Genomic DNA, 25,005 nt, shown 5'->3' with positions numbered 1-25,005 from the left:
GACCGATAATCAGCAAGGTAGCATTCGGTCGACCGACCGAACAAGCACGCATCGATTGGGGACGGTTTGAACACGCAGGGCCGCATCATCGAGGCGGCGCGGACGTGCCTGCTCGCGGACGGATACGCCGCGCTGTCCACCCGCCGGGTCGCCGAGCGGGCCGGAGTGCCGCTCAGCCAGATCCACTACCACTTCGGCGGGAAGCAGGGCGTCATCCTCGCCCTGCTCGACCATGAGAACCAGCAGCTCGTGGCGCGTCAGGTCCGCATGTACGGCGCCGAGACCCCCCTCTGGAAGCGCTACGAGCAGGCGTGCGACTTCCTCGACGACGACCTCGCCTCCGGCTATGTGCGGGTGCTGCAGGAGATGATCGCGGCCGGCTGGTCCGACCCGCAGGTGGCGGCGCGGGTGACGGCGATGCTGGAGGCGTGGTTCGCCGTGCTGGTGCAGGTGGCGACGGAGGCCGAGCAGCGGTTCGGGTCGCTCGGGCCGATGCGCCCGGGCGACGTCGCCGGGCTCATCGGCCTGTCGTTCCTCGGCGGTGAGGCCGTCGTCCTGCTCGGCAGCGAGGACTGGAGCGGGCGCGTCCGCGGCTGGCTGCGCAGCGTCGGCGACCTCATCCGCCACTTCGAGGAGGGCGACGTCAGCGGGCCGTCCCGAAGTTGATGCTGAAGTTCGCCGGGTTCGGGTCGGGGTCGTCCCGGCCGAACCGGGCCGGACGGTAGCCGCGCACGGCACCCGAGAGGTAGACGAACAGGGCGCCGACGAGCCACGGGTACAGGACCGAGACGAACATCAGCGGCAGCATCATCCCGGCGGGGAGCCAGACCATCAGGCTGGCCACCGCATAGACGGCCAGGCGCTTCAGGCCCCGGCTGAGCGGCTTGTCGCCCGGCGTGAGCCCCCTGAGCATGTTGATCAGCGACTTCACCAGCAGCACCAGGCCGACGAGGATCGCCAGCAGCGCGGCCTGGAAGGTGCGCGGGTCGAGGACGTCCACCTTCGCGTCGGACGCGTCGGCCTGGATCGCCTCGGCGAAGAGCGTGCGGGCGCCCCGCAGGTCCGCGCCGCCGAGGTCGGCCTGGGTGAGCGACGCGCCGGTGAAGTCGGCGCCGCGCAGGTCAGCCTTCGGCAGGTCGGCCTGGCCGAGGTCGGCGTCGGCGAACGACGCGTCGCGGGCGTCGACGAGGTCCAGGTGCGCCTGGGTGAGGTCGGCGCCGTCGAACCGGGCGCCGCGCAGGTTGGCGCCGGTCAGCGTGGCCTGCACCAGGTCCGTGTCGCGGAACGAGGCGCCGTGGGCGTCGATGCCGGACAGGTCCTCCTGGCCCAGGTCGAGGCCGTCGAGGACGGCGCCGTGCAGGTCGGCGCAGGTGAGGTCGGGCAGGCCCTCGGTGGTGGTGATGTGCTGCCCGGCGAGCTGCGCCCGGGTCTCGGGGCAGTCGGGCCCGCGGGTCGGCTCCGCGGCGGCGGGGGCGGCACCGACGAGCAGGGCGATGATCAGCAGGGCGCCCGCGGCGCGGGCGAGGCGGATGGTCGGCACGCACAACAGCATCGAGCGTCATGCACCCCCGCCGCCGCACTCCGTCTGGATCGCGACACGGTAGCGCCGGTCACGCCCGCCCGGGCGCTCTCATGACCACTTCAGGGATGCGCGGTGGGCCCAGTAGGCCGCGGGGGTCTCGGCGGGCGGGAGCGGGCCGGGGTCGGTCAGGTCCAGGGCGCGCAGGTTGGCGGCGAGCTGCGCGGTCGTGGCCGCGCCGGACAGCACCACGCCCGCCCACGGCTGGTGCAGCGCCGCGGCTATTGCCGCCGCGTCGCAGCCGGCGAGCCGCCCGTTCGCCAGGGACTCCTTGACGATGACGGTGCGGCCGTCCGCGTGCGCCTCGGCGAGGGCCGGCCCGGCGGACGGCTCCAGCGGGTTCCACGTCGCCTGCACGGTGCGGAACAGCGGCTCGCCGCCCACCTCGACGCGCAGCGCGGCCCGGATCGCGTCGGCCTGGCGCGGCCCGCTGGTGGACAGCCCGACGGTGACGCCGGTGGCGGCGAGGTCCGCGAGCCGCCGGTGCAGGGTGGCGTCGGTGAGCGCGGCGCTCTCCGGTGTCACGGAGTGGATCTGGTACAGGTCGAGCCGGTCCCCGAACAGCTCCAGGGTCTCGGCGACCTGCCGGTCGAACGTGGCGACGGAGTGGTCCTTCGCCTCGTGCACGGGCGCGTCGACCCGCCACCCGGCCGTGTACGTGTAGCCCCACTTCGACCCGGCGACGGCGCCCGCCTTCCCGGGCAGCCAGCCGGCGAGGAACTCCTCCGCCAGCCCGTAGGAGCGAGCCACGTCGAAATACCGGACCCCGGCGGCGTACGCGGCGTCGAGCAGCTCGTGGCTGCGGGCCCGCAGCGCCTCGACCGATCGGTCCGCGGGCAGGTCCCGCTCCCGGCCGAGGTTGATGTACCCGGGCCGCCCCACGGCGGCGAGCCCGAGCCCGATCCTGTTTTCCGGTGGCGCGAACGGCATGACCGATCATAGGCTGTGCCCATATCGGACCACGCGCCTGACGCCCTCGCCGGGCTCGACGACATCGACTGGCCACAGCTGTTGCACGCCTACGGAGCGGCCGGCGACGTGCCCCGCTGGCTGCGCGCGCTGCCCGACCCGGAGCACGCCCCCGCGGCGCTCGACGACCTGGACGCCGCCGTCTACCACCAGGGCGGTGCGGTGTACAGCGCCGGGGCCGCCGCCCTGCCGTTCCTGATCGCCCTGGCCTGCGATCCGGCGGTGCCGCACCGGGCGGCCGTGCTGGAGCTGGTCGGGCGGTTCGCGGCGCTGATGCACGAGATGCGCGAGCCGTGGCGCTCGGCGCCGTCGGCCGAGGAGTGCCGCGAGCACCTCCGCGCCGGGACCGGCCGGCTTCTCCGCCTGCTGTCCGACGCCGACCCCGCCGTCCGGCAGACCGCCGCCGGCGTGGCGGTCTCGCTGCGGAACGCGGCGGACGACGTGGTGTCAGCGCTGGGCCGGGCGGCTTCGGACGCCGAGGAGGCCGTGCGGGTGGCCGCCGTGCTCGCGCTCGGCGCTCTCGCGCCGTGGCTGGACCCGGCGGGCACGGCGCTCGCCGGAGTGCGGCGGCAGCTGGCGGCCGGACCGGAGTCACTGGCGCTGCTCGTGGCCCGCAACCGCCTGGCGCCGGGCAGTGTCGGTGCCGCACAGTTCGTCGCGGCGCTGTCCGATCCGGCGCTCGTGCCGGCGCTCTTCCCGGTCAACCTGGTGGTCTGGGTAGGCACCGAGATCGGCCAGGCCCCGTCAGCCAGGACGGACCGCACCGCGCTGGCGCGGCACATGCTCACCACCACCCTTCCGCGCTTCGCCCGGTCGGCGTCGCCGATGCAGGACGTCGGCGCGGCGATGCTGCGCTGGCGGTCGGTGACGGCGGACCTCGTGCCCGACATCGTCCGGCTGCTCGACGACCCGGTCGCGGAGCGGCGGGCCGCAGCCGCGCACCTGCTCGCCGCGGCCGGCGAGGTGAGCCGGCCGCACGCCCACCGGCTGGCGGCCACCGCCGGCGATCCGGACCCGGCCGCGCGGCGCTGTGCGGTGTGGGCCCTGGCCCGGCTGGGCGATCCGCGGGCCGTCGACCCGCTGGTCCGATCGGATCTGTTCGCCGTCAGCCGCTCGTACAGCTCCGGCGCCTCGTACGGCATGTGGAACGTCCCCGGGATCGCCGACGTGCTCACCCCGATGGCGGCGCACGCCGGGGCACTGCTGCCCGCGGTACGCCTGCGGTTGCGGGACGCCGCGGACAGACCGACGGTGTTCTCGCTGACCGAGGTGCTCGCCGCGTGGGGCGCCGCCGCCGCGCCGGCGGTGCCGGAGCTCGTCGCCCTCCTCGACACCCCACACGCGGCGCAGGCAGGCACCGCGCTCGCCGCGATCGGGCCCGCCGCCGGGTTCTCGGGCGGCGCGGGAGACCTTGCCGCGGCGCTGGCCAGGACGGCTGCCGCGGGCGGCCCCGGGGCCGCGAGCGCGGCACTGGCGCTGTTCCGTGTCGCCGGCGACCACGGCCCGCTCCTCGCCACGGTCACCGCCGAGCTGGACGGCGCGCAGGACGACAGCCCGATGGCGCGCTCCGGGCACATGCTGCTCGGCCGGCGGCTCGCCGCGCTGGGGTCGCTCGCCGAGCACCATGCCGGCCGGGTCTTCGCGCTCGTCACCCAGGACCCGCGGCGGTGGACCGGCTGGGAGTGTGTGGAGCTGGCCTACGCGCACCACCGCATGACCGGCGACGCCGAGCTCTGCCTGGACGTGTTCGCCGCCGCGCTGGCGCCGGTACGGCAAGGCCGGCAGTACTCCGTGACCCGGCAGGTCCTCCGCCACCTGGCGCGGGCCGGCGGCGCCGCGGAGCAACGGTTCGCCGCCGACCTCCGCACCGTCGTGACGCGCGACGAACGGCTTGCGGACAGCGCCGGCTGGCGGGGTGTCGCCGAGGACGACGAGGCCCGCGACCTTGCCCTCGCCGTGCTACGCCGCTGGGGTGCGGCGGCGCCGGATGAGCATGACGACGCCCACCACGCCGGCGGTTAGCGCCACCGCGCCGACGGCGAGGATCGTGGGCCAGATCGAGTAGCCGCCGGTCTTTCCGGTCGCGGGCTGGGCGACCGCCGCGGGTGCGGCGGCGGACGGCGGGGCGGCGTGCAGCTTGGCCGCCTCCTCCGGGGTGACGAGGTGGCCGACGGACGTCCCCGCCGGCAGGGCGAACCCCCAGTCGAGCAGCATCGTGCCCTGCTTCCACGCGCGGGCGGGCACGATCTCGGCGCCCATGACGGTGACGACGAGCCGCCGGCCGTTGCGCTGGGCGGCGCCGACGTACGTGTGCCGGGCCTCGTCGGTGAAGCCGGTCTTGCCGCCGATCGCGCCCTGGTAGCTGGTGAGGAGCTTGTTCTCGTTCTGGATCTGGAAGCCCTTCGGGTCCTTCGGCGGCTGCGCGGGCCACTGGTAGGCAAGGGTGGTGTCGTACGTGATGAAGTCCGGCCGGGCGAAGTCGGCGCGGGCGATGAGGGCCAGGTCGTAGGCGCTGGTGAGCTGGTCGGGGGCGTCGAGCCCGGACGGGGTGACGGCGTGGGTGTCGTCGGCGCCGAGCCGGCGCGCCTCGGCGTTCATCGCGTCGATCGTGGCGGCCACCCCGCCCTCCCCACCGGCGACGCGGGCGAGGGCGTTGGCGGTGTCGTTGCCGGACTGCAGCAGCAGCCCGAGCCACAGCGTCGACACCGGGTACTTCCCGCCGACGATCATGCCGACGGCGGAGCTGTCCTTGGGCAGGTCGAGGTCCTCGGCGGTCGCCTCGACGACCTGCGCGGGGTCCAGCTTCGGCAGGGCGGTCGCGGCGAGCAGCAGCTTCTGCACGCTCGCCGGCCGGCGGCGCAGGTGCGGCGCGCACGCGCCGAGGACCTCGCCGGTGTCGAGGTCGGCGACGATCCACGACATGGCCGACAGCGTCGGCGGCGCCGCCGTCCCGGCCGCCACGGCCAGGCCGGTCGTGCCGAGCTGGTCCCCGCCGACGGCCTGGGCCGCGGGGTCCAGCACGGGCGACGGCGGCGTCGGCGGGATGGTGGGGATCGAGGCGTACGGGCAGGGCACCACCGCGGGAGGCGCCGCACCGAGCACCGGCGCGGGCCACGCCAACAACCCCGCGCTCACCACGGCCGCCACCAGACCCGTCGCTCTCATGGCGGGCAGACTAACGCTCCGCAGCGAGGTCCGCCCGGGCACCACCGCCCATCACGATCAACACCACCCCGAAGACCAGCTTGCCGACGGCCTGGCCGATCCGGTGCGGCGCCGGGCGAGCCGGTCCGGCGGCAGCGGCCCGCGGGTCCGCACGACGGCGCCCGGCCTCACCCGCGAATCCCAGCGGCTCGCCGGCGGTCAGCGGCCCGAACAGCGCGAGCCCGGCGACGATCAGGTGGAGCCCCCATGGCCTGCCGCCCATGAGCGGTCAGTGTCCATGGCCGCGGCGTGGGCGGCGAGGACGTCGACGGCGACGGCCACGGCCGGGCGGGCGGCGGCGCTGTCCCGCCACAGGGCGAACACCCGCCTGGCCGGCTGGGGGTCGATCGGCACCAGCCGGACCCCCGCCGGCACGGGGTCGCGGCCGAGCCGCGGGATGACGGCCGCGCCGAGACCGGCGGCGACGAGCGCCAGCTGCGTCGAGTGCTCCGACGCGGTGTGCCGGATCCGGGCCTGGGCGCCGTGCCGGCGCAGGGTGGCGGCGAGCCAGTCGTGGCAGATCTGGCCCGTGCTCCAGCCGATCCAGTCGTCGCCGGCCAGGTCGGTGACGGCGACCGCGGACCGCCCCGCGAGCGGGTGGCCGGCGGGCAGCGCCACGTCGAACGGGTCGTCCAGCAGGTGCCGGCGGGACAGGCCGTCCGGGACGCCGAGGACGTCGTCGGACCAGTCCTGCACGACGGCGACGTCCAGGTGGCCGCGGCGCAGCGCGGCGACCGCCGCGTCGGGCTCCCGCTCCGACAGCGACACGTCCAGGTCGGGGAAGCGGCCGGTCAGCTCGGCGAGGACGCCGGGCAGCAGCCCCCGGGCGGCGGTCGCGAACGCGGCGACGGCGAGCGGCCCGGCGACGACGCCGCGGTGCTCGGCGAGGCCCGCCTCGACCCGCTCGACCAGGTTGAGCACGTCGGCGGCGCTGCGGGCGAGGACGGCGCCGGCCTCGGTGACCCGGATGCCGCGGCCCTGCCGCTCGACGAGGCGCTGGCCGACCTCCCGCTCCAGCCGGGCCATCTGCTGCGACACGGCCGACGTGGTCACGTGCAGCGCGGCGGCGGCCCCGCCGACCGAGCCGGTCGTCCAGATGGTGTGCAGCACGCGGAGGCGCTCCAGGTTCAACACCGTAGCGATGCTACGCGATCAGGTGAAGAACCTTTCACTTGTCCTTACCAGTCGCGAACCGCAGGGTGGACCGCATGGAGACAACCTTTGCCATCGGCGGCGACATGAAGGTCCACCGGCTCGGGTTCGGCGCGATGCGGCTCACCGGCCCGCCCGCGTCACCGGAGCGGGAGACCGCCCTGACCGTCGCCCGCCGGGCCGTCGAGCTCGGCGTCACGCTCGTCGACACCGCCGACTCCTACGACCTGGGTGCCAACGAGGAGCTCGTCGCCGAGGCGCTGCACCCCTACCGGGACGGCGTCGTCGTCGCCACCAAGGGCGGGCAGGTCAACCTCGGCCGGGAGTGGATCCCGCTGGGCCGTCCCGAGTACCTGCGCCAGCAGGCCGAGCTGAGCCTGCGGCGGCTGAAGGTCGACCGCATCGACCTGTACCAACTCCACCGCGTCGACCCCAAGGTGCCCCTCGCGGACCAGATCGGGGCGCTGCGGCAGCTGCGCGACGAGGGGAAGGTGCGGCACGTCGGGCTGTCGGAGGTGACCGTCGAGCAGCTCGCCGAGGCGTCGCGGATCATGCCGATCGCCAGCGTGCAGAACCGCTACAACCTCACCGACCGCGCCGCCGATCCGGTGCTGGAGCACTGCGAGCGGCACGGCATCGCGTTCCTGCCGTGGCTGCCGGTCGCACCCCTGAGCAGGGGCTCCGACACCAGCGGCGACGCCGTCAGCCGGGTCGCCGGACGGCTCGGCGCGACCCGGACGCAGGTCGCCCTGGCCTGGCTGCTGCACCGCTCCCCCGTCGTGCTGCCGATCCCCGGCACGTCCCGGCTCGCCCACCTCGAGGAGAACGTCGCCGCCGCCGGCATCACGCTCGGCCCGGCCGACCTGGACGAGCTCGAGTAGGCTCCCTGCCGTGGTCAGGGTCGGGATCGCGGTCTTCGTGTGCCGCGGCGGCAGGTTCCTCATGGGGCGCCGCCGCGGCGCGCACGGCGCCGGCACGTGGTCGGTGCCGGGCGGGCACCTCGAGTTCGGCGAGTCGTTCGAAGACACCGCGGTCCGCGAGGTCCTCGAGGAGACCGGCGTCCAGATCACCAACGTCCGGTTCGGCGCCGTCACCAACGACGTCTTCACCGACGAGGACCGGCACTACGTCACCGTCTGGATGCTCGCCGACCATCTCGCGGGCGAGCCGGCGATCCTCGAGCCCGACAAGTGCGTGAGCCTCGCCTGGCACGACCTCGACGACCTCCCCGAGCCGCTCTTCCTGCCCTGGCGGCAGCTGCGGGAGTCGCCGCTGTTCGACGCGATCCGCCGGGAGCTCAACGCGACACGGTGAAGGCCACCGGGCCGACCCGCAGGACCCCGTCGTCGAGCGGCTCGCAGCGCACACCGCCCTTGCCCCGCAACGCCTTCCACGCGCCCGGCCCGATGGTCACGTCCATCCAGGCGCACGGGTGCGCGGCCCGCCGCACCCGCAGCCGGACCGGCCCGTCGCCGCTGTCGAGGGTCAGCACCGCGCCGACCAGCTCGTCGACGGCGATCCCGGCGACCATGATGTTGCGCCGCACCTGCGTCAGCCCCGCCCCGCCGGGCAGCGACTCCCGCGCGATGACGGTGACGCTCGCCTCCCGGTGCGCCGGCCTGCCGAAGTACCGGTCGCCGACGACCCCCAGCCCGGCCCGGATCCGGATCTCGTCGACCAGCTCACCGGCGGGTGCCGGCAGCGGACCGTCGGCGGGGCGCCCCACGTACCGGTGCGACGGCGACGACAGCAGCTCCACGATCTCCGCCATGGCGGCAGTCTGCCACTGCCCGCGGCCCTTGCCGGATCCACTGCCGGGTGGGTCCGCTGCCGGGTCCGCTGCCGGGTCTCAGGGGGCGACCGGGGCCGATCCCTGATGCCGGCCAGGGTCCCGCTGACGCACGCTTGAGATACAACGCGATCACGCGACGAAGGAGCGAGACGATGGAAAGCGTGCACCAGTCGATGCGGCAACAGGGCCTGGTCCGGCCGGCGCAGGGCCGGGTGCCCGGCGGCGTGTGCGCCGGGCTCGGACGGCGCTTCGGCATCGACCCCTGGCCGGCGCGGCTGCTGTTCATCCTGATCCTGCTGCTGATCCCCGGCAGCCAGATCCTGATCTACCCGATCCTGTGGATCATCATGCCGGCCGAGCCGGTGACCGCGACGCCGCCCGTCGATGTCTGGGCGAAGACCACTCACTAAGATCAACCGGCATGTCCAGCGAATGGCGTGCCAGGCTCACCCCCGCGTTCGAGGCGCTGCTCGGCGCCCCGCTGTCCGACCACCCGGAGGACGCGACCTACGCCATCTACGCGTGGGGCAACTTCCTCCGTGAGACCGACCTCGACCGGCTGCCCGCGTGGCTCGACCCCGCGGCCCTGCGCGGCGACACCGTCCTGGCGCACCCGCACCTGGCGATGAACGACGAAGGGCCGCTGCGGGTCGACGCGGCCGGTTCACTGTTCGACATTCCATCGGCGGATGGATTGCTGGAGGGCCGCGACCTCCAGCTGCCCCCTGCGGAGGACTGGCGCGTCGCGTACGTGCGGCTCGCCTCCGACGGCACGCTCTTCGACGCGATGCGCGTCGCCACCCAGGTCGGCGACGGCCCCGAGGACCTGTTCGAGTTCGAGTTCGACGCCGACGAGGAGTGGGAGGCCGCCCTCGGCGAGGCCGGCGTCGACGACGAGCTGCTCGCTCACCTGCGCTGGTGCTGCGCCGACGGCACCGCCGGCATGGTCTTCAACGGCACCGGCCCGTTCAAGGTGCCCCGCGGCACCGTCGTCGCGTCGTGGTCCGACGAGGCCGGCTTCCAGTGGGACATGGCCGTCGTCAGGCTCTAGGAGCTCCCGCCGGCTCAGCCGCCGCGCTCAGCCGCCGCCCTCGCCGCGCTCGGTCGCGGTCTGCGCGGAGTGGACCGGGTCGCTGGAGTCGGGCTTGCGGTCGAACGGCAGCCCCGGCGCGTCCGCCTCCCCGCCCCGCCCGAGCGTCGTGCGCGCCCCCACGGCCGACGCGTTCGGGCGGTCCGGGTCGTCGATCGCGCCGGCGCCCGCGGTGCCGGGCGTGCCGGTGGTGCCCATCGTGGCGTTCTCGTCCGTCTTCTCGTCGCTCATACCTCCCGCATACCCACTGGCGGGCCCGCGTCCCATCGCACGGCAGTGCAGGATCGGTGCATGGACATCAGCGCGCGGTTCGGCGTCGGCGACGGGTACGCGGTGTACCGGGGACCGGCGGCGGACAGCGCCCCGCACCGCCACGCCGCGTTTCAGGTGGCGATCGCCGCGCGGGGCGAGGTGCGGCTGGTGGACGCCGCCGGCACCGAGCACCGGGGTGCGGTGCTGGTGGTGGCGCCGATGGTGCGGCACAGGATGCTCGCGACGGCGCACCTCGTCACGTTCTTCGTCGAGCCGCAGTGCGTCTTCGCCGGTCGGTTGCGGCGGCGGTACGGTGGAGGCATCGCGCACGCGGCCGAGCTGCACGCCATGAGCGAGGGCGACCTCGGCCCGGCGAGCGTGTGCCCGGCCGGCGGGATCGACCCGCGACTGCTGCGGGTCATGGACACGCTGCGCGGCGACGCGCCGCCGATGGCCGACCTGGCCGCTTCTGTCGGCCTGTCCCCGCAGCGGCTGCGCGCCCTCGCCCAGGCGCAGCTGGGCATGCCGCTGGCCCGCTGGCGCGGGTGGGCACGGCTGCGCCGGGCGGCGGAGGCGCTGCAGCGGGGCCGGTCACCGGCCGACGCGGCCGCCGAGGCGGGCTTCACCGACCAGGCCCACCTGACCCGCCGGATGCGCGAGATGATCGGCCTGACCCCCGCCGTGGCCGTCGCCGCCCTCGCCGGTCCGGTGCCCCGTCAGGGGCGGCGCGCGACGTAGAGCGAGATCGATCCGGTGACCGTGGGCACCACCTCCGCCTCGCGGACGTCGCCGAACCCGGCACCGGCGATCAGCTCGGGCAGGACGCCGTCTGCGTTGGGCTGGGTGTCGGCCTTGCCGTCGGCGAGCTGTACGGTCCGGAACGCCAGGCGCATCGCCCGTGTCCGCTGCAGCCCGTAGTCCGCGACGACCAGCCGGCCGCCGGGGCGCAGGACCGCGTGCATCGAGGCGAGGATCGCCCGCTTCATCGGGATCGGGCACTGGTGGAGCACGAGAGTGGACACCGCTGTGTCGACGGATCCGGCGCCCAGCAACGGCACCAACTGGTCGCCCAGCCCTTGCTCCCACCGCACCGCCGCACCCGCCCCTTCGGCGGCGGCCTTGCGTTCGGCGGCGGCCAGGACCGAAGGGTCGGGGTCGACGCCGACGATCGCGGCGCGGGGCTCGGCGCGGGCCAGGAGCAGCGCGAGGGAGCCGGTCCCGCAACCGACGTCGACGACGGTCCCGCCGGGGCGGGGCGACGCGTACGTGACGACCAGCGGCCGCCAGCGGCGCTCGCGGGTCAGTGCGACCACCGGGTCGTAGAACCTCGTCGGCGCCAGGCGGCCGAGCGCGGGCGTGAAGTCATCGCTCATGCCCGGCAGTCTCCGTCGGGCGGCACCGACGCGGCTTGCACCGAACGCTCGCCGCGGACGAAGGGCGCCGGCGCCAAAGAAGGGACACCAGCGCCCCCGGGGGCTACTCGCCGGCGGGCACCTGGTTCTTGACGTCGTCGTAGCCGGCCTTCGCCGGCGGCTCGCCGGGCGCGTAGATCACCCGGATCACGCCCGTCGGGAAGACCTCCGTCGCCGTCACCTTCAGGTGGTACGGGGCGTCACCCTCGTCGAACAGCCGGCGGCCCTTGCGCGCCGCCACCGGGTGCACCAGCAGGCGCACCTCGTCGACCAGACCGCCGGCGAGCAGCTGCTGCACCACGGAGATCGAGCCGGGGATGAGGATGCCCTTGACGCCGGGGTCGGCCTTGAGCGCCGTGACGGCCTCGACGAGGTCGCCGGCGATCAGCTCGGAGTTGCGCCACGTGAACTCCAGCGGCTGCCGCGACACGACCACCTTGCGCACGTCGCCGAGCTGCTTGGCGAACCCGGCGTCCTCGCCGCCCGCGGCCTCCCGCTCGGGCCACGCCCCGGCGAAGCTGTCGTAGGTCTCGCGGCCGATCAGCAGCACGTCGGAGGTGTCGTAGTCCTCGCCGACGCAGCGGCCCATGTTGTCGTCGAAGTAGGGGAAGTGCCAGTCGGGGTCGATCTCAGCCACGCCGTCGGCCGAGATGAACAACGTGGAGATGACCTTCGCCATCGCGGTGATCCCTTCGAGTCGGTGACCGGGTCAGCCTAGTCCGAACCAGAAGTTACCGACGGGTATGTCTGGAGTGTCGGAGTTCGGTGCCGATCCGCCGTGATGTGAGTGGGTTCCGGGACGTCCGGGTGGGAACGCGGCTCCTCGCCAGCGGCATGGTCACGATGGTGCTGGTGCTCGGCGTCGCCACGCTCGGCTATGCCGTCACACTGAGCCAGCAGGACAAGGCCGCCGCGGCCGCCGACGCCCAGCGGGCGGTCGGCGCGGCGCTGCAGGTCAAGTTCCGCAGCGCGGACCTCAACGGCTGGCAGACGGCCTACGCGTTCGACGTCGCCCGCGAGGGCCCCGCCGCCGCCACCGACTCGTCCGGCAGCCGCAAGGCGTTCCTGGACTCGGCGGCCGCGTTCGAGCGGGAGCTCGGTTCGCTCGACGAATGGCGTACCGACGCCATCATCAACGAACAGATCACCCTGATGCGTCAGACGTTCGCCGACTTCATGAAGGTCGACCAGCAGATCGTCGCGCTCTACCGGTCGGGCACCGCGCAGGACCGCGCCGCGGCGGACGCCCTCATCCTCGGGGCCGAGATCGACCTCTTCACCCGGATCGCCAAGGCCGGCGACGACACGGTCGCGGAGGCACGGGCGCAGGCGCGGCGCAGCAACGAGCGGCTCGACGACGCCGGAGCGACCGCCCGCCGGTGGATCCTCACCATCAGCGCCCTCGCCCTGGCGCTGACCGCCGCCAGCCTGTGGCTGCTGCGCTCGTCGATCCTGCCGCCGCTGCGGGCCGTCGCGTCGGTCCTCGCCGGGGTGGCCGACGGCGACCTCACCCGCACGGCCGTCGTGCGCGGCCGCGACGAGTTCGGCGAGATGGCCGCCGGGCTCAACCGCGCCAACGAACGCACCCGCAACGTGGTCACCGCGATCTCCGAGCACTCCCGCGCGGTGGCCGCCAGCGCCGAGGAGCTGTCCGCGACGACCCAGCAGATCGCGGCCGCGGCCGTGGAGGCGGGCACCCAGTCCGACCTCGTCGCCGGGTCCGCGGAGGAGGTGTCGCACAACGTGCAGACCGTGGCGGCCGGCGCGGAGCAGATGAACATGTCGGTCCGCGAGATCGCCAGCAACGCCGGTCAGGCCGCGAGCGTCTCCAGCACCGCCGTCGACTCCGCCCGCGCCGCCACCGGCACCGTCAACGCGCTCGGCGCCGCCTCCAACGAGATCAACGCCGTGCTGAAGGTCATCACCGCGATCGCCGAGCAGACCAACCTTCTCGCCCTGAACGCCACGATCGAGGCGGCCCGCGCGGGCGCGGCGGGCAAGGGCTTCGCCGTGGTCGCCGCCGAGGTCAAGGACCTCGCGGAGGAGACGGCGCGGGCGACCGGCGACATCGCCGGCCGCATCCAGGCCATCCAGGGCGGCGTCACCGACGCCACCTCGGCGATCGCCGCGATCGCCGAGGTGATCGACCAGGTCAACAGCTACCAGCAGACGATCGCCACCGCCGTCGAGCAGCAGACCAGCACCACCGCCGAGATCGGCCGCAACATCACCGAGGCGGCCGAGGGCGCCGGCGTCATCGCGAGCAACATCAGCAGCATCGCCGTCGCCGCCAACGAGACCAGCCGCGGCGTGACGGAGGTCCGCACCGCCACCCACGACCTGGCCCAGCTCGCCTCCGAGCTGCAGTCGCTGGCCGGCCAGTTCCGCGTCTGACGGCCAGCGCCTCAGGCGATGCTCATCGACCCGGTCGTCCCGGTGACCCGCCAGCCGTCGCCGCTCTGGTACTGCACGACGTAGGTCAGCCAGGTCGCGCCGAGGCAGGCGACGAACCCGTTGACGCCGACGGTGACCCGGCGCGCGTCCCCGACCGGCTGGCCCAGCGTGATCAGGATCGCGTCGTCCTTGACCCGCGCGCAGCTCTCCTTGTGCTCGAGCACGGTCTCGCGGTCGGCGACGAACACGACCTTCGTCGCCGGCGCCAGCGCCTCGGCGATCTGCTGCTGGGTCGCGGCCGGGATCGGCACGCCGCCGGTCTGCTTCCCGCTCGGGTCGGCGGCGTCGCCGAACGTGTGGTCCATGACGTACACCGTCGGGAACGCCCGCTCGGGGAACGAGTTCTCCGACGGCGTGCCGAGATACCGCCGCAGCACCTGCACCGCGATGTCGCCGGCCGGTGTCGCCGCCGGTGTCCCCGCCTGTGTCCCCGCCTGTGTCGTTGCGGGCGCCCCCGCCACGAGATCCGGCGGCACCTGCCGGGCGCAGCCCGCCGCCACCAACAGAAGTCCGAGCATCGCCCCCATGACCTGCCTGCCGCTCCTCATGCCGTTCTGACGGCTCGTCGGCGGTGGTGGTTCCCGCGAGTTCAGTACGGGTTGCCGGTCCCCGGCAGCCGGCCCCGGAGCAGGCCGCCGGTGCGACCCGGAAGCAGGCGGCCGGCGGACATCGGCGGGCTCTTCGTGTGCGCCCTGGCCGCCATGCCGTCGACGAGCTCGCGCAGCGCCGCGACCGCGTCGACCGACGGGTGCCAGCCGAGCTCGGTGGTGGCCCGCTCGCTCGACATCAGCGGCGCGCTCAGGGCCAGCTGCACCCAGCCCGCGTCGACGGGTTGCAGGCGCAGCCACCAGGAGAGCGCGGCGCCGCCCCGCAGCAGCACGCCCGGCACCGGCACCGTCCGGCCGTGGAAGTGCTCGGCGGCGACCCGCGGGGTGAGGACCGGGTCCGTCGCGAGGTTGAACGCGCCGCGAACGTCCGAGGTGAGCGCCCGCGCGTACGCGTCGGCGACGTCGTCGGCGTGGACCGCCTGCAGCCGCAGCCGCGGGTTGTCCGGCACGATCGGCAGCCGGCCGAAGCGCAGCAGGCGGGTCGGCGCGAGCGGGCCGAGGAAGTACCGGGCGATCTCGGTGCCGGCGTCCCGCTGGAAGATCAGGCCGGGCCGCACCCGCACGATCCGCAGCCACGGGTCGGTGCGCTCAACCGTGTCGAGCATGCCTTCGACGACGACCTTGTCCCGGCTGTACGACGACGCCGCCACCCCGGTCTTCGGCCAGTCCTCGCCGACGAGCCGGTCCTTCGGCCCGGGCGCGTAGACGCCGACGGACGAGGCGACGACGAGCGCCGGCACGCCCGCCCGGACGGCGGCGCCGATGACGGCCCGGCTGCCGTCGACGTTGGTGCGGCGCAGCACCTGGCGGTCGTGGCTCGGCTGGATCTGCCAGGCGAGGTGCACGACCGCGTCGGCGTCGGCGAACACGGGCTCGAGCCGGTGGGTGGCACCCTTCGCGCCGATGTCGCACTGGTACCAGTCGACGCCGGTGTACGGTGCGCCCGCCGCCGGCCCCGGCAGCCGGCGGGCCACGCCGGCGAGGTCGTGCGTGCCGTCCTGGTGCAGGCGGCGCAGCAGCGCGGTCCCGGCGTTGCCGGTGGCGCCGACGATGACGATGCGCATGCCGTGCTCCCCCTGTCCGTCTACGGCCCGGCCGGTTCCGCGTACGGCCGGGCGGTTCCGTTACGGCCGGGCGGTTCCGTGCGGCCGGCCGCCTTCGTTACGGCCGGGCCGCCTCCAGCAGGCCGCCGCGGACCCGGGTGCGCAGCAGGACCTGGTCGGAGCCCGCCGGCCCGTGCACGGCGTGCCCGTCGGCGAGCGCGAACACGCTGCCGTGCCACGGGCACTGGACGCACACCTGCCCGTTGACGTCGACGGTGCGCCCGTCGGTCAGCGGGCCGCCCCGGTGCGCGCACTCGCCCACCATCACGCTGAAGCGGTCGCTCTCGCGGTACACGAGCACGGTCGTGTCGCCGAACGCCCTCGTGCCGACCTTCCGGTCCGCGAAGCTGTCGACGGCGTCGACGGTGCGCCACTCCCGCGGTACACGAGGCAACGCCGCAGCCGCGTGGTTGACCCCGGCCGCCTGGGCGAACGCCAGGTGCCCGCCGAGATACGCGCTCGTCCCGGCGACGCCCAGCCCCGCGAACGACAGCGCCCGCCCGCGCCGGTGGTCGCCGCGCAGTCGCGCCACGATCGACGCGGTGAAGAGGCCGACCGCGACGGTGTTCGCGGCCGCGTGCACCAGCGCGACCCGGCGCTGCTCCCGCGACAGGGTGCCGAAGTCGGCGGCGCCGGTCGCGACCGACGGCAGCGTCCCGGCGGTGCCGGCGACGAGCAGCGCGGTCGCGGCGGGCTCGGTGCCGGGCAGCAGGTCGAGCACGGCCGCGCTCATCCACGCGCCGACCGGGAGCTGCACCATCGCCGGGTGCGCCGGATGCCCCAGCTGCCGTCCGTGCAGTGCCTCGCCGACCCGCCCCTTGCCCACCGTGGCGAGCACGACCCGCCGGACGGCGTCGCCGATCCGGTCGAGCCAACGGGCGTTCTCCAGCCTGGCCAGCACACGCATGCCGGTCCCATGCCCGGCACGGGTCCGCCGAAACACCGGGCCCGTGCAAGGATCGACGGATGCCGAAGCTGCCCGGGATGCCCGAGGCGCTGCGGGTGCGGGACTTCAGGCTGCTGTGGACGGGCCGGTTCGTCAGCCTGCTCGGCAGCTGGCTGCTGACCGTCGCCGTCCCCGCGCACGTCCTGCAGATCACCGGCTCGCTCATGGCCACCGGTCTCACCCTCGCCGCGGAGTACCTGCCGGTGCTGCTGCTCGGGCCGCTCGCCGGGGTGCTCAGCGACCGCTGGGACCGCCGCCGGGTCATGCTCACCACCGACGTGGTCCGCGCCGCCGCGGTCGCCACGATGCTCCTCGCCGACTCCCCCGGCACCGTGTGGATCGTGTACGCCGCCCTCGCCGCCGAGAGCACCGGATCGGTCCTGTTCCGCCCGGCCGCACAGGCGTACACGCCCGCCGTCGTCGGCACCGGTACCCGCCTCAGCAGCGCCAACGCGCTCACCGCCGGCACCGACGGCGTCGTCCGGCTCGTCGGCGCCCCGCTCGGCGCCGTCCTGCTCCTGGCCTACGGCTTCCCCGTGCTCATCTGGGCCGACGTCGCCACCTACCTGTGCTCGGCCGTGGCCATCTTCCTCACCACCCGCCGCCCCGGCGCGCGACCATCCCGGACGACAGTCGCGGCGATCCGCGAGGAGCTGCGGCACGGCCTGCGCACCATCCGCGGCGACCGGATGACCCGGTGGCTGCTGGTCGTCAGCACGCTCTTCACGCTCGCCAACGGCTCCCTCAGCGCCCTGCTCGTCCCGCTCGGCGTCACCGAGCTCGGCGGCCCCCGCCAGGCCGGCCTGGTCGTCTCGGCGCTCGGGGCCGGGTTCCTGCTCGGCGCCCCGCTCATCAGGCTGCTGGTCGACCGGGTCCAGCCGCGGCACCTGTACGCGCTGAGCCTGCTCTGCACCGCCGCCGGATTCCTCGCGCTGTTCACCGCCGACGGCCTGCCCGTCGCCGTGCCCGCCGCCGTCGGTATCGGCGTCTCCGGCTCGATGACCTGGGCGGTGCCGCAGACCACGGTGCAGCGCACCCTCCCCAACGCCGTCCTCGGCCGGGTGAGCGCCGTCTTCCTCAGCGGCGAGGCCCTCGCCACGCTGATCGGCGCGGTCGCCGGCCCGGCGCTCGCCCAGGCCGCCGGCCTCACCGCGCTGGCCGTCCTCGCCGGCGCCGTCACCGTCGCCACCGCCGCGCTCGCCCTGCTGTTCCTGCCGAGGCTGCCCGCCCTGGTGCCGGCGCCCTGAAGGTCGGTGCCGGCCTCGTGAGGTTTCGTGCCGGCCTCGTGAGGTTTCGTGCCGGCCCCGTGAGGTCTGGTGCCGGCGTCCTGAGACGACGCGCGCCCCGCGGCCGGCCGGGGCCGGTGGCGGGGCGCGGGGGTGTCTTCGCCGTCAGGCGGTCATCGCGTCGAGCGCCTTCTTCAGCGCCTTCGGCTGGGTCGGCTTCTTCGGCGCGCTGGGCCGCAGCTCCTCCATGCGGGCGCCGATCTCCTGCAGCTGGTTGCGACCGAGGCCCGCCCGGACCTTCGGGAACCACTCCTGCTCCTCCTCGTCGATGTGGTGCGTCACGCTCTCGATGAGCACCGTCACCTTCGCGTCGAAGTGCTCGTCGTCCGGGCTCATCGTGGCGAGCTCGAAGCACAGCACGTCCGCGACGTGATGCTCCTCGTACGACTCCAGCACGTCGTCCTCGACGTCCGGCAGCAGCTTGCGGACCTCCGGGTACATGACCTCGTTCTCGAGGTACGTGTGGACGGTCAGCTCCTCCAGGATCTTGCCGACGATCTCGGCCTTGCGCCGCTTCGCCGCGTCCCCCACCGACTGGAACTCCTTGAAGAGCCGCTTGACGGTCTTGTGGTCCTCTTTGAGCACAACGATCGCGTCGGTCGACACGAGCCCCTCCAAACGTGGACGTACCTGGCTAACACTGTTATGGCTACCCTTCTTTGCACTTCCGCAAACGACCCCGGGACCGGCCCACCGACACCACGAGCAGCTTCCGGACCACGAGAATCGCGGCCGCGGCCGCGAGCGGCCGCCAGTCCGTCCCGACGGAGAGCCGCAGCATCCCGCCCGCGAGCCAGAAGTCCAGCGCCACCCCCAGCGCGCCCCGCAGGTCCCGCCCGAGCGCGAACGTCACCCACCCCGCAACCACCCCCGCCGCGACACACCCCAGCGCCGCGTACTCCACCAGCACCCGCATCACCGCGCGGCCGCGTCCTTCCCCCGGGCGAGCTCCTCCCGCTCCTCCTTGATCTCGCGGCCGAGGAAGTAGTTCAGGCCCGTACGAATCGCCGCGATGGCGGCAAGCTCCCCGATCTCCCGCAGCGTCGGAGCGATCGCCGTCCGCAGGATGTCCCCGGCGAGCTGAAACTCCAGCCCCAACGCCAGAAACCTCCCCAGCCCCAACCTGACCTGCGTGAACCCTTCAACCCGCCGAGTCCGCACAGCCACCACCACGAACCGCACGAACGCCACCACCGCCCCGGCGAAGATGACCACCGCACCGGCCGCCTCGACCACCCGCACCATCAGGTCGACCACACCCGACAGCCCCGCCTCGCCGAACTCCAGCTCCACCCGCCCCTTCTGCCCACCCCACCGCCACACAACCACCCCCGCCCACGCCCCACCGGACCCGACGCAGGGAACTCAACCCGGGACAGCACCCCTGCGGACACCGCCTGGAAACACCGCCCGGACAGCACCGCCCGCCGACGCAGCCCGGGAACCCAATCCAGACCGCACACCCCGTGGACAAGACCGAGGAACACCGATCGGCAACACGACCCGGGCACCAGATCCTGGAGACACGACCCGCGGCACTGTCGGCGATCGTGTGCTCAGGGCAGGTCCGGCGGACACGTGCGGACACGGTCCAGCCCGGACACGCCCTGGACGACACCGCGACGCCGCCCACCGGCCCGGGCCGCGGACACCGGCCGCCGACCTGGGCCGGACGGCGGCGCGGTGGCGGAGGGGGTCAGAGGCGGCGCAGGACGCTGACGACGCGGCCGAGGATGGTGGCCTCGTCGCCCGGGATGATGTCGTACGCAGGGTTGCGGGGCAAGAGGTCGACATGGCCGTCGTCGCGGCGGCGGTAGACCTTGACGGTGGCCTCGCCGTCGATCATCGCGGCGACGATGTCGCCGTTGTCGGCGACCGGCTGGCGGCGGACCACGACGAAGTCGCCGTCGCAGATGGCGGCCTCGATCATCGAGTCGCCCTTGACCCGGAGGGCGAACAGGCTGCCGTGGCCGACGAGCGAGGACGGCAGGGTCAGCTCGTCGTCGGCCTGCTCCTCGGCGAGGATCGGCTGACCGGCGGCGATCGCACCGAGCACCGGCACACTGACCCCGGCGTCACGGTGGATGGTGCCCGACGCGCCATGGGCACCGGCCCGCCCGCCGGGCCTGGCCCGGGTCCGGCCCCCAGCCCGGACGTCGCTCACGTCGTCGACTTGGCCGCCCTCGGCACGATCGTCGCTCCGGGTCCCGGACCGGAGGTCATCCGCCACCCCGGCCCAGGGACCGAGCCGGACGTCAGCGCCACCGCGGCGGCCCCCGGCACCGTCATCAACACGAGCACCGGACCGCACGTCACCCGCGAGCCCAGCCCAAGGACCGAACCGAACCCCAGCCCCGCCAACACCGCCAACCCCGGCCCCGCCAGCGCCACGAATCTTGACACTGCCAGCGCCGCCGACCCCGCCAGCCCGGGCACCGTCGGCACCGCGAGCGCCGGCACCGTCGTCGCCACGAGCAGCGGACCACGCATCGCCCGCGACCCCGGGCCAAGGACCGAGCCGGACGTCAGCGCCGCCGTCACCACGGCCCGCCCCAGCGCGACCGTCGCCGTCGACACCCGGCCCGACCCCGCCCGCGGCACCGGAGCCAGCGCCGGGCTGAGCGTCGCCCGACTCGGCGCGCACGCCCTCCCTGGCGTCCATCGCCCGGGGCCAGCGGCCGTCGCGGCGCAGATAACCGAGGCGCTCCAACGACTTGAGATGGTGCGACACCGACGACGTCGAGACCAGGCCGACGGCCGCGCCGATCTCACGCACCGTGGGTGGATAGCCGTGCTCCTCGACCCAGCCGCGGATCACGGTCAGAACGCGCTGCTGCCGGTCACTGAGTCCACTGTCCACCATGCGATCACCATACGCCAATATTCGATCACCTGTACGAGAATCACCCTACCGGCGGGGTGCGACAAAAAGGCTCTGGACCGAGCGCCCGATGGGGCCGTGCTGGTCGTGCAGGGCGGTGTCGGCGAGGCCGATGCCGGCGGGGTCGATGGAGGTGGCCGAGCGCAGGCACACCCATTCCCCGATCGGGTGCCGCAGCAGGTGCACGGTCAGGTCGGCGTTGACGAAGAGGAAGCTGCGCAGCTCCAGCTCGTTGCTGATCCCGTTGCCCGAGTCGGCGGCGACCAGGACGCGGGTCAGCGGGCTGGGCTCCTCACCGTCCACAAGGGACTCGTTCATGCGCAGCCAGGCGGTCGCCGGGCCGCGTTCCAGGAACGAGCCCTCGGAGAAGCGGAAGTCCATCGCCGTGTGGTAGCCGACGTCGTGGGTCGTCGGGTAGAGCGGCTTGACGGTGGCGCCGTCGAGGTGGACGGTCGGGGGCGGGACCGCGGCGGGCACCACGTCCGCCCCGGCGCGGATCAGCAGCGCGGTGCAGCGCATGTACGGCTCGATCGCCGCCTCGACGAGCACGACACTGCGCCCCTGCCGGACGATCCGCGCATCCACGGACAGCTCGGCGATCGGGACCGGCTTGGCGATCTCGAAGGTCAGCCGGGCGACCCGCATGCCGGGCGGTGCAACCTGCTCCACCGCCCGGCCGAGCAGCGCCGCCGGCGGTCCGGCGTGCTGCGATCCCGCGTCCCACGGCCCCCGCGTGTGTGCTGTCGAAGCGAACCGGCCGGAGCCCAGCGGAAGGTAGAACGCCATCGGGACATCGTAGATCGACGCCGGCCGACAGCCCGCCGGCGGCGCAGCCGCGAGGGACTCACTCGCTCCGGGCGGTCTCCGGCCCGGTGATGCGCCGCAGCAGCGGGAACGTCGCGGCGATGATGGCCAGGGACATCAGCAGCGCACCGGCGACGATCGCGGCGTAGGTCGGTGACGGCAGGTGCAGCGTGTAGTCCATCTGCGCCTTCAGGAACAGTTGCGCGCCCAGCAGCCCGGCCCCGATCGCGAGGGCGGCGGCGGCCAGCAACGGCACCGCGCTCTCCAGGGCGACGACCCGTCGCAGCACCGCCAGCGGTACACCGGTGAGCCGCAGCAGGCTGAAGGGCCGTTTGCGATCGGTGAGACCGGCGATGACGGCGACCGCGAGGCTGCATCCGGCGATCGGCAGGCTCGCGAAGATGATCACGGCCGCGAGCTGCTCGAAGCCGGCGAGCTGCGAGTTCTGGTCCTCGGCGCGGTCCCGTTCGGTGAACGGCTGGACCCGCAGGTCGGGAAACGCGCGCTCCAACGCGGTGCGGGCCCGCTCGAGGGTGGCGGTGGCGCCGTCGGTACTGGTGACGACCGCCGCCACGGGCAGCTCGGCCAACTGTTCCTCGGTCACGGGCGCCGCCGACCAGACGATGCCGGCGCCGTGCGTGGTGCGCCACCCCAGCAGATCCTCGTGGACCCAGGCGACCGTCGCCCCGTCGGCGCAGCGGCCGTATTCGGGCGCCCGGGCGAGATCGGCGCACAGGGCGAGGCCGGCGTAGCCGCCGTCGCGCTCGGGGTTGCCCCGCACGACCGTGACGGAGCGGACCCCGGGCTGCGCCGTCACGGCGGCGAGGACCGGCTCGGGGATGCTCTGCGGGTCGCGTTCGAACATCGTGACCAGCGTGCTGGCGGAGAGCGCGTCGACGTGCCGGCCGCGCTCCTCGGAAATGGTGTGGATGATGCCGACGGACGTGGTGGTGACGAAGAGGCCGATGACGACGCCGCTGATCGCCCGGAAGGCGGCCGACGGGTTGTCGCTCATGCGTCGGGCGGCGATGAGGGTCGCGGGCCGCTGCGCCCGGCGGGCGAGCAACCGGGCGCCGACCATCGTCAGCCACGGCCCGGCGATCACCAGGCCGACCATGATGAGCAGCAGCCCCGGCAGGAAGACCGCGACCTGCTTGTTGGAGCTGTCCGGCACCCGGCCGATGAAGAACGCGAGCTCGCCGATGCCGAGCAGCAGCGGGAGCAGGCGGAACCAGCGGGGCGGCTTCGGCGTGACACGGCGCACGACCCCGAGCGGGGAGATGCGGACCCGGCGCAGCGCCACCCGGGCGGCGACCGCGGCGGCTACGGGCACGCCGAGCGCGACCGCCACGCCCATCAGCGGGCCGAGGGTCACGTCGTCGGGCTGGAACGGCAGGCCGGTGAACGGAATCCCGGCGACCTGCTCGCGCAGCGCGAGGTAGAGCCCGAACCCGGCGACCGTGCCGAGCAGCGCGGCGACGGTCGACTCGACGGCGGCCACGACGGAGATCTGCCGGGGCGTGCCGCCGATGAGGCGCATCGCGGCGAAGCGCTGCTCCCGCCGGGCGGCGCTGAGCCGGGTCGCGGTGCCGATGAAGATGAGCACCGGGAAGAGCAGCCCGCCGGCGACGACGGACAGGATCAGGTCGAGCGCGGCGACGGGAAGTCCGGTCGCGTGGGTGGGGAAGCCGCTGACGCGGCGGGCGCCGTACAGCTGCGAAACGAACTCAGGGGTGCCGCCGACGACGACGGTGAGACTGCCGGGCGAGGGCAGCGCGGCGTCGCCGATGAACCCCGCACGGTGGCCGGCGAAGCGGTCGCCGAGCTGGTCGGCGGGGGTCGAGTCGATCAGGTCGGCGAGGGCCGGCGAGACGTAGTACTCCCCCGGCCCGGGCAGCCGCGGCAGCCCCCTGGGGACGGGCGCACCGGCGGTGAGCGCGGCGACGTCGACCCTGGAGATGGACTGGCCGTCGAAGAACTCGCCACCGCGCTCGGCCCACCACAGCGGGCCGTCGTCGGCGGGGATCTGCGCGTCGAGGGCGGCCAGCCGGGCGACCTGCCCGTCGACCGCGTTGACGCCGGCGAGGGTGCTCAGCAGCAGCCACACGCCGAGCGCGACCGCGCCGGCCATGACGGCCAGCCTGACCGCGGCCTCGCGGCCGCTCGCGAGGGTGAGGCGCAGCCCGAACCGGATCACGACGCGCTCCTGGCGAGGGCGTGGACGCGGCCGTCGCGGACGACGACCTGGCGGTCGGCGTACGCCGCGACGCGGGCCTCGTGGGTGACGAGGACGACGGTCGTGCCCTGCGCCCGGGCGGAGTCGACCAAGAGGTCCATGACCTGCTCGCCGGTGAGCGAGTCGAGGGAGCCCGTCGGCTCGTCGGCGAACAGGACGCGGGGCTTGGCGACCAGCGCCCGGGCGAGGGCGATGCGCTGCGCCTGGCCGCCGGACAGCTCGCCGGAGCGGCGCTGCTCGAGGCCTTCCAGGCCGAGCCGGGCGAACCAGGGCCGGGCCTGTGCGACGGCGGCGGCGCGGCGGGCGCCGCCGAGCAGCAGCGGGAGCGCGATGTTGTCCTCGGCGGTCAGCTCCGGCACGAGCTGGCCGAACTGGAACACGAACCCGAACCGGTCGCGGCGCAGGGTGCTGCGGCGGGTCTCGTCGAGCCGGTCGATGCGGGCGCCGTCGAAGTGGATCTCGCCCTCGTCGGGGACGAGGATGCCGGCGAGGCAGTGCAGCAGCGTCGACTTGCCGGAGCCGCTGGGGCCCATCACGGCGACGATCTCGCCCTCTTCGACGGCGAGGGTGGCGCCGCGCAGCGCCGGTGTCTGACCGAACGACAGCTGTACGTCACGGGCCTCGATCATCGAGGTCATCGCTGGATCTCCTTGGTGAGTGCGTCGAGGCGAGCGACCGTCGTCTCGATCCAGTGCAGGTCGGCCTCGAGGTGGTACAGGCCGTGGTCGGCGAGCATCGCGTCGACGAGGTTGCCGGCGCGCTTGATCTCGGTCAGCTGCTGCATGCGGCGAAGGTGGGCGCTGCGCTGCATGTCCAGGTAGTCCTCGGCGGAGCGGCCCAGCATCAGCGACAGCACGACCTTGGCGAACAGCACCGTCTGCAGGTGCGGCTCGGGCTCGACGGGCTCGGCGAGCCACGCGTCGACCTCGGTGGCGCCGGCGTCGGTGATGACGTACCGCTTGCGGTCGGGCCCCTCCCCCGGCTCGACGTCGCTGATGACGACCTTGCCGTCGCGGGCGAGGCGGCCGAGGGTCGCGTAGACCTGCCCGAACGACAGCGGCTTGCCGCGGCCGAAGAAGGTGTCGTAGTCGCGCTTGAGGTCATAGCCATGGCTGGGCTCGCGCTCCAGGAGCCCGAGCAGCGTGAGGGGAACGCTCATGCCGACCACCATACGCCGAGAGTATACGCCGCGTATATACCCTCAGCGTAGGTCTCGATAGGTTGCGGACCGTAGCTA

Annotated in this window: 29 protein-coding genes and 2 pseudogenes; 9 read left to right on the top strand and 22 right to left on the bottom strand. The window is 74.2% G+C overall.

The features are described 5' to 3' along the window. Positions 1-66: 66 nt before the first annotated feature. A complete protein-coding gene (locus AB0J72_RS13555) occupies positions 67-666 on the top strand; it encodes a TetR/AcrR family transcriptional regulator (RefSeq protein WP_360563441.1) in 600 nt (199 codons plus the stop codon). Here AB0J72_RS13555 and AB0J72_RS13550 read toward each other — a convergent pair. Further along, entirely contained in the window at positions 644-1,540 is an 897-nt protein-coding gene (locus tag AB0J72_RS13550; RefSeq protein ID WP_363398352.1) for a pentapeptide repeat-containing protein, read from the bottom strand. The two genes, AB0J72_RS13555 and AB0J72_RS13550, sit on opposite strands and share 23 nt — an antisense overlap. A 90-nt stretch (positions 1,541-1,630) precedes the next feature. After that, complete coding sequence (locus AB0J72_RS13545) at positions 1,631-2,509, bottom strand: aldo/keto reductase (RefSeq protein ID WP_363398350.1); 879 nt, start codon at positions 2,507-2,509, stop codon at positions 1,631-1,633. Between the two features lie 15 nt (positions 2,510-2,524). On the opposite strand from AB0J72_RS13545, the gene AB0J72_RS13540 reads away from it, so the two are divergent. Beyond that, positions 2,525-4,570, top strand: coding sequence for a HEAT repeat domain-containing protein (locus AB0J72_RS13540; protein WP_363398348.1), 2,046 nt, complete (start codon positions 2,525-2,527; stop codon positions 4,568-4,570). Here AB0J72_RS13540 and AB0J72_RS13535 read toward each other — a convergent pair. From AB0J72_RS13535 to AB0J72_RS13525, 3 genes are read right to left on the bottom strand one after another with little or no spacing between them, the layout of a single operon-like run. Continuing rightward, the gene (locus tag AB0J72_RS13535; protein ID WP_363398347.1) at positions 4,508-5,713 is read right to left on the bottom strand and encodes a D-alanyl-D-alanine carboxypeptidase; all 1,206 of its coding nucleotides are present in this window, start codon (positions 5,711-5,713) and stop codon (positions 4,508-4,510) included. The two genes, AB0J72_RS13540 and AB0J72_RS13535, sit on opposite strands and share 63 nt — an antisense overlap. A gap of 10 nt (positions 5,714-5,723) precedes the next feature. Next, complete coding sequence (locus AB0J72_RS13530) at positions 5,724-5,975, bottom strand: hypothetical protein (RefSeq protein ID WP_363398345.1); 252 nt, start codon at positions 5,973-5,975, stop codon at positions 5,724-5,726. Next, positions 5,945-6,886, bottom strand: coding sequence for a LysR family transcriptional regulator (locus AB0J72_RS13525; RefSeq protein ID WP_363398343.1), 942 nt, complete (start codon positions 6,884-6,886; stop codon positions 5,945-5,947). Before AB0J72_RS13525 ends, AB0J72_RS13530 begins: the two co-directional genes overlap by 31 nt. A gap of 74 nt (positions 6,887-6,960) precedes the next feature. Between AB0J72_RS13525 and AB0J72_RS13520 the strand changes: the two genes are divergently transcribed. Both AB0J72_RS13520 and AB0J72_RS13515 read left to right on the top strand, forming a co-directional pair. After that, positions 6,961-7,785: an aldo/keto reductase gene (locus AB0J72_RS13520; RefSeq protein ID WP_363398341.1), complete on the top strand. Its 825-nt coding sequence runs from the start codon at positions 6,961-6,963 to the stop codon at positions 7,783-7,785. A 10-nt stretch (positions 7,786-7,795) separates the two neighbouring features. Further along, positions 7,796-8,218 (top strand): NUDIX hydrolase, encoded by a 423-nt coding sequence (locus AB0J72_RS13515; RefSeq protein WP_363398339.1) that lies wholly within the window; start codon positions 7,796-7,798, stop codon positions 8,216-8,218. Here the strand turns inward: AB0J72_RS13515 and AB0J72_RS13510 are convergent. After that, entirely contained in the window at positions 8,202-8,675 is a 474-nt protein-coding gene (locus AB0J72_RS13510; protein WP_363398337.1) for a molybdenum cofactor biosysynthesis protein, read from the bottom strand. The two genes, AB0J72_RS13515 and AB0J72_RS13510, sit on opposite strands and share 17 nt — an antisense overlap. Before the next feature lie 173 nt (positions 8,676-8,848). On the opposite strand from AB0J72_RS13510, the gene AB0J72_RS13505 reads away from it, so the two are divergent. Continuing rightward, the gene (locus AB0J72_RS13505; RefSeq protein ID WP_363398335.1) at positions 8,849-9,106 is read left to right on the top strand and encodes a PspC domain-containing protein; all 258 of its coding nucleotides are present in this window, start codon (positions 8,849-8,851) and stop codon (positions 9,104-9,106) included. Between the two features lie 11 nt (positions 9,107-9,117). Further along, positions 9,118-9,747, top strand: a complete 630-nt coding sequence (locus AB0J72_RS13500) for a hypothetical protein (RefSeq protein ID WP_363398333.1) — start codon at positions 9,118-9,120, stop codon at positions 9,745-9,747. A gap of 27 nt (positions 9,748-9,774) precedes the next feature. Here the strand turns inward: AB0J72_RS13500 and AB0J72_RS13495 are convergent, their stop codons facing one another. Continuing rightward, complete coding sequence (locus AB0J72_RS13495; RefSeq protein ID WP_363398331.1) at positions 9,775-10,017, bottom strand: hypothetical protein; 243 nt, start codon at positions 10,015-10,017, stop codon at positions 9,775-9,777. A 60-nt stretch (positions 10,018-10,077) separates the two neighbouring features. Here AB0J72_RS13495 and AB0J72_RS13490 point away from each other — a divergent pair, with 60 nt between their 5' ends. Next, on the top strand, positions 10,078-10,776 hold the full coding sequence (locus AB0J72_RS13490) for a helix-turn-helix domain-containing protein (protein ID WP_363398329.1): 699 nt from the start codon (positions 10,078-10,080) through the stop codon (positions 10,774-10,776). On the opposite strand, the gene AB0J72_RS13485 is transcribed toward AB0J72_RS13490, so the two are convergent. After that, a complete protein-coding gene (locus AB0J72_RS13485) occupies positions 10,755-11,411 on the bottom strand; it encodes a class I SAM-dependent methyltransferase (RefSeq protein WP_363398327.1) in 657 nt (218 codons plus the stop codon). The two genes, AB0J72_RS13490 and AB0J72_RS13485, sit on opposite strands and share 22 nt — an antisense overlap. Positions 11,412-11,514: 103 nt before the next feature. After that, positions 11,515-12,129, bottom strand: coding sequence for a dihydrofolate reductase family protein (locus AB0J72_RS13480; protein WP_363398325.1), 615 nt, complete (start codon positions 12,127-12,129; stop codon positions 11,515-11,517). Between the two features lie 128 nt (positions 12,130-12,257). Here AB0J72_RS13480 and AB0J72_RS13475 point away from each other — a divergent pair, with 128 nt between their 5' ends. Beyond that, a complete protein-coding gene (locus AB0J72_RS13475; protein WP_363398323.1) occupies positions 12,258-13,844 on the top strand; it encodes a methyl-accepting chemotaxis protein in 1,587 nt (528 codons plus the stop codon). Positions 13,845-13,855: 11 nt separating this feature from the next. Here the strand turns inward: AB0J72_RS13475 and AB0J72_RS13470 are convergent, their stop codons facing one another. The 3 genes from AB0J72_RS13470 to AB0J72_RS13460 all read right to left on the bottom strand — a co-directional run bounded on the left by AB0J72_RS13470 (position 13,856) and on the right by AB0J72_RS13460 (position 16,522). Beyond that, complete coding sequence (locus AB0J72_RS13470; RefSeq protein ID WP_363398321.1) at positions 13,856-14,422, bottom strand: hypothetical protein; 567 nt, start codon at positions 14,420-14,422, stop codon at positions 13,856-13,858. Positions 14,423-14,493: 71 nt separating this feature from the next. Next, positions 14,494-15,576: an NAD-dependent epimerase/dehydratase family protein gene (locus AB0J72_RS13465; RefSeq protein WP_363398319.1), complete on the bottom strand. Its 1,083-nt coding sequence runs from the start codon at positions 15,574-15,576 to the stop codon at positions 14,494-14,496. Between the two features lie 97 nt (positions 15,577-15,673). Next, positions 15,674-16,522: a Rieske 2Fe-2S domain-containing protein gene (locus tag AB0J72_RS13460; protein ID WP_363398317.1), complete on the bottom strand. Its 849-nt coding sequence runs from the start codon at positions 16,520-16,522 to the stop codon at positions 15,674-15,676. 59 nt (positions 16,523-16,581) lie between these two features. Here AB0J72_RS13460 and AB0J72_RS13455 point away from each other — a divergent pair, with 59 nt between their 5' ends. Continuing rightward, positions 16,582-17,808: an MFS transporter gene (locus AB0J72_RS13455; RefSeq protein ID WP_363398315.1), complete on the top strand. Its 1,227-nt coding sequence runs from the start codon at positions 16,582-16,584 to the stop codon at positions 17,806-17,808. A 144-nt stretch (positions 17,809-17,952) separates the two neighbouring features. Here AB0J72_RS13455 and AB0J72_RS13450 read toward each other — a convergent pair whose 3' ends face one another. From AB0J72_RS13450 to AB0J72_RS13405, 10 genes and pseudogenes are all read right to left on the bottom strand, one after another. Continuing rightward, positions 17,953-18,453, bottom strand: coding sequence for a hemerythrin domain-containing protein (locus tag AB0J72_RS13450; RefSeq protein ID WP_344510642.1), 501 nt, complete (start codon positions 18,451-18,453; stop codon positions 17,953-17,955). A gap of 43 nt (positions 18,454-18,496) precedes the next feature. Further along, the gene (locus AB0J72_RS13445) at positions 18,497-18,766 is read right to left on the bottom strand and encodes a hypothetical protein (protein ID WP_363398313.1); all 270 of its coding nucleotides are present in this window, start codon (positions 18,764-18,766) and stop codon (positions 18,497-18,499) included. Then, positions 18,763-19,092: a DUF1622 domain-containing protein gene (locus AB0J72_RS13440; RefSeq protein WP_363398524.1), complete on the bottom strand. Its 330-nt coding sequence runs from the start codon at positions 19,090-19,092 to the stop codon at positions 18,763-18,765. Before AB0J72_RS13440 ends, AB0J72_RS13445 begins: the two co-directional genes overlap by 4 nt. 451 nt (positions 19,093-19,543) lie before the next feature. After that, positions 19,544-19,909: pseudogene (lexA, locus tag AB0J72_RS13435) on the bottom strand (transcriptional repressor LexA); the annotation flags it as partial. 98 nt (positions 19,910-20,007) lie between these two features. Beyond that, entirely contained in the window at positions 20,008-20,424 is a 417-nt protein-coding gene (locus AB0J72_RS13430) for a hypothetical protein (protein WP_363398532.1), read from the bottom strand. 73 nt (positions 20,425-20,497) lie between these two features. Beyond that, positions 20,498-20,710, bottom strand: a pseudogene (locus AB0J72_RS13425) (helix-turn-helix domain-containing protein); the annotation flags it as partial. Between the two features lie 45 nt (positions 20,711-20,755). Further along, complete coding sequence (locus AB0J72_RS13420) at positions 20,756-21,514, bottom strand: thioesterase family protein (RefSeq protein WP_363398311.1); 759 nt, start codon at positions 21,512-21,514, stop codon at positions 20,756-20,758. Between the two features lie 58 nt (positions 21,515-21,572). Beyond that, positions 21,573-23,729: an FtsX-like permease family protein gene (locus AB0J72_RS13415; RefSeq protein ID WP_363398309.1), complete on the bottom strand. Its 2,157-nt coding sequence runs from the start codon at positions 23,727-23,729 to the stop codon at positions 21,573-21,575. Further along, the gene (locus AB0J72_RS13410; protein WP_363398307.1) at positions 23,726-24,406 is read right to left on the bottom strand and encodes an ABC transporter ATP-binding protein; all 681 of its coding nucleotides are present in this window, start codon (positions 24,404-24,406) and stop codon (positions 23,726-23,728) included. The genes AB0J72_RS13415 and AB0J72_RS13410 overlap by 4 nt, the downstream gene beginning before the upstream one ends. Next, entirely contained in the window at positions 24,403-24,927 is a 525-nt protein-coding gene (locus AB0J72_RS13405; protein WP_363398305.1) for a PadR family transcriptional regulator, read from the bottom strand. The genes AB0J72_RS13410 and AB0J72_RS13405 overlap by 4 nt, the downstream gene beginning before the upstream one ends. Between the last annotated feature and the right edge of the window lie 78 nt (positions 24,928-25,005).

This window comes from Dactylosporangium sp. NPDC049742, assembly GCF_040674675.1.
GTDB lineage: Bacteria > Actinomycetota > Actinomycetes > Mycobacteriales > Micromonosporaceae > Dactylosporangium > Dactylosporangium maewongense.
The sequence above is the reverse complement of the archived record's forward strand: the minus strand, read 5'-3'. Positions and strand labels throughout refer to the sequence as shown.

What these genes read in the sequence shown, in the direction of transcription:
- AB0J72_RS13455 (WP_363398315.1), top strand. Translation starts at nt 16,582, where the DNA reads ATGCCGAAGCTGCCCGGGATGCCCGAGGCGCTGCGGGTGCGGGACTTC.
- AB0J72_RS13490 (WP_363398329.1), top strand. Translation starts at nt 10,078, where the DNA reads ATGGACATCAGCGCGCGGTTCGGCGTCGGCGACGGGTACGCGGTGTAC.
- AB0J72_RS13535 (WP_363398347.1), bottom strand. Translation starts at nt 5,713, where the DNA reads ATGAGAGCGACGGGTCTGGTGGCGGCCGTGGTGAGCGCGGGGTTGTTG.
- AB0J72_RS13505 (WP_363398335.1), top strand. Translation starts at nt 8,849, where the DNA reads ATGGAAAGCGTGCACCAGTCGATGCGGCAACAGGGCCTGGTCCGGCCG.
- AB0J72_RS13405 (WP_363398305.1), bottom strand. Translation starts at nt 24,927, where the DNA reads ATGAGCGTTCCCCTCACGCTGCTCGGGCTCCTGGAGCGCGAGCCCAGC.
- AB0J72_RS13470 (WP_363398321.1), bottom strand. Translation starts at nt 14,422, where the DNA reads ATGCTCGGACTTCTGTTGGTGGCGGCGGGCTGCGCCCGGCAGGTGCCG.
- AB0J72_RS13440 (WP_363398524.1), bottom strand. Translation starts at nt 19,092, where the DNA reads ATGGTGCGGGTGGTCGAGGCGGCCGGTGCGGTGGTCATCTTCGCCGGG.
- AB0J72_RS13500 (WP_363398333.1), top strand. Translation starts at nt 9,118, where the DNA reads ATGTCCAGCGAATGGCGTGCCAGGCTCACCCCCGCGTTCGAGGCGCTG.
- AB0J72_RS13530 (WP_363398345.1), bottom strand. Translation starts at nt 5,975, where the DNA reads ATGGGCGGCAGGCCATGGGGGCTCCACCTGATCGTCGCCGGGCTCGCG.
- AB0J72_RS13460 (WP_363398317.1), bottom strand. Translation starts at nt 16,522, where the DNA reads ATGCGTGTGCTGGCCAGGCTGGAGAACGCCCGTTGGCTCGACCGGATC.
- AB0J72_RS13420 (WP_363398311.1), bottom strand. Translation starts at nt 21,514, where the DNA reads ATGGCGTTCTACCTTCCGCTGGGCTCCGGCCGGTTCGCTTCGACAGCA.
- AB0J72_RS13510 (WP_363398337.1), bottom strand. Translation starts at nt 8,675, where the DNA reads ATGGCGGAGATCGTGGAGCTGCTGTCGTCGCCGTCGCACCGGTACGTG.
- AB0J72_RS13485 (WP_363398327.1), bottom strand. Translation starts at nt 11,411, where the DNA reads ATGAGCGATGACTTCACGCCCGCGCTCGGCCGCCTGGCGCCGACGAGG.
- AB0J72_RS13410 (WP_363398307.1), bottom strand. Translation starts at nt 24,406, where the DNA reads ATGACCTCGATGATCGAGGCCCGTGACGTACAGCTGTCGTTCGGTCAG.
- AB0J72_RS13495 (WP_363398331.1), bottom strand. Translation starts at nt 10,017, where the DNA reads ATGAGCGACGAGAAGACGGACGAGAACGCCACGATGGGCACCACCGGC.
- AB0J72_RS13480 (WP_363398325.1), bottom strand. Translation starts at nt 12,129, where the DNA reads ATGGCGAAGGTCATCTCCACGTTGTTCATCTCGGCCGACGGCGTGGCT.
- AB0J72_RS13545 (WP_363398350.1), bottom strand. Translation starts at nt 2,509, where the DNA reads ATGCCGTTCGCGCCACCGGAAAACAGGATCGGGCTCGGGCTCGCCGCC.
- AB0J72_RS13465 (WP_363398319.1), bottom strand. Translation starts at nt 15,576, where the DNA reads ATGCGCATCGTCATCGTCGGCGCCACCGGCAACGCCGGGACCGCGCTG.
- AB0J72_RS13520 (WP_363398341.1), top strand. Translation starts at nt 6,961, where the DNA reads ATGGAGACAACCTTTGCCATCGGCGGCGACATGAAGGTCCACCGGCTC.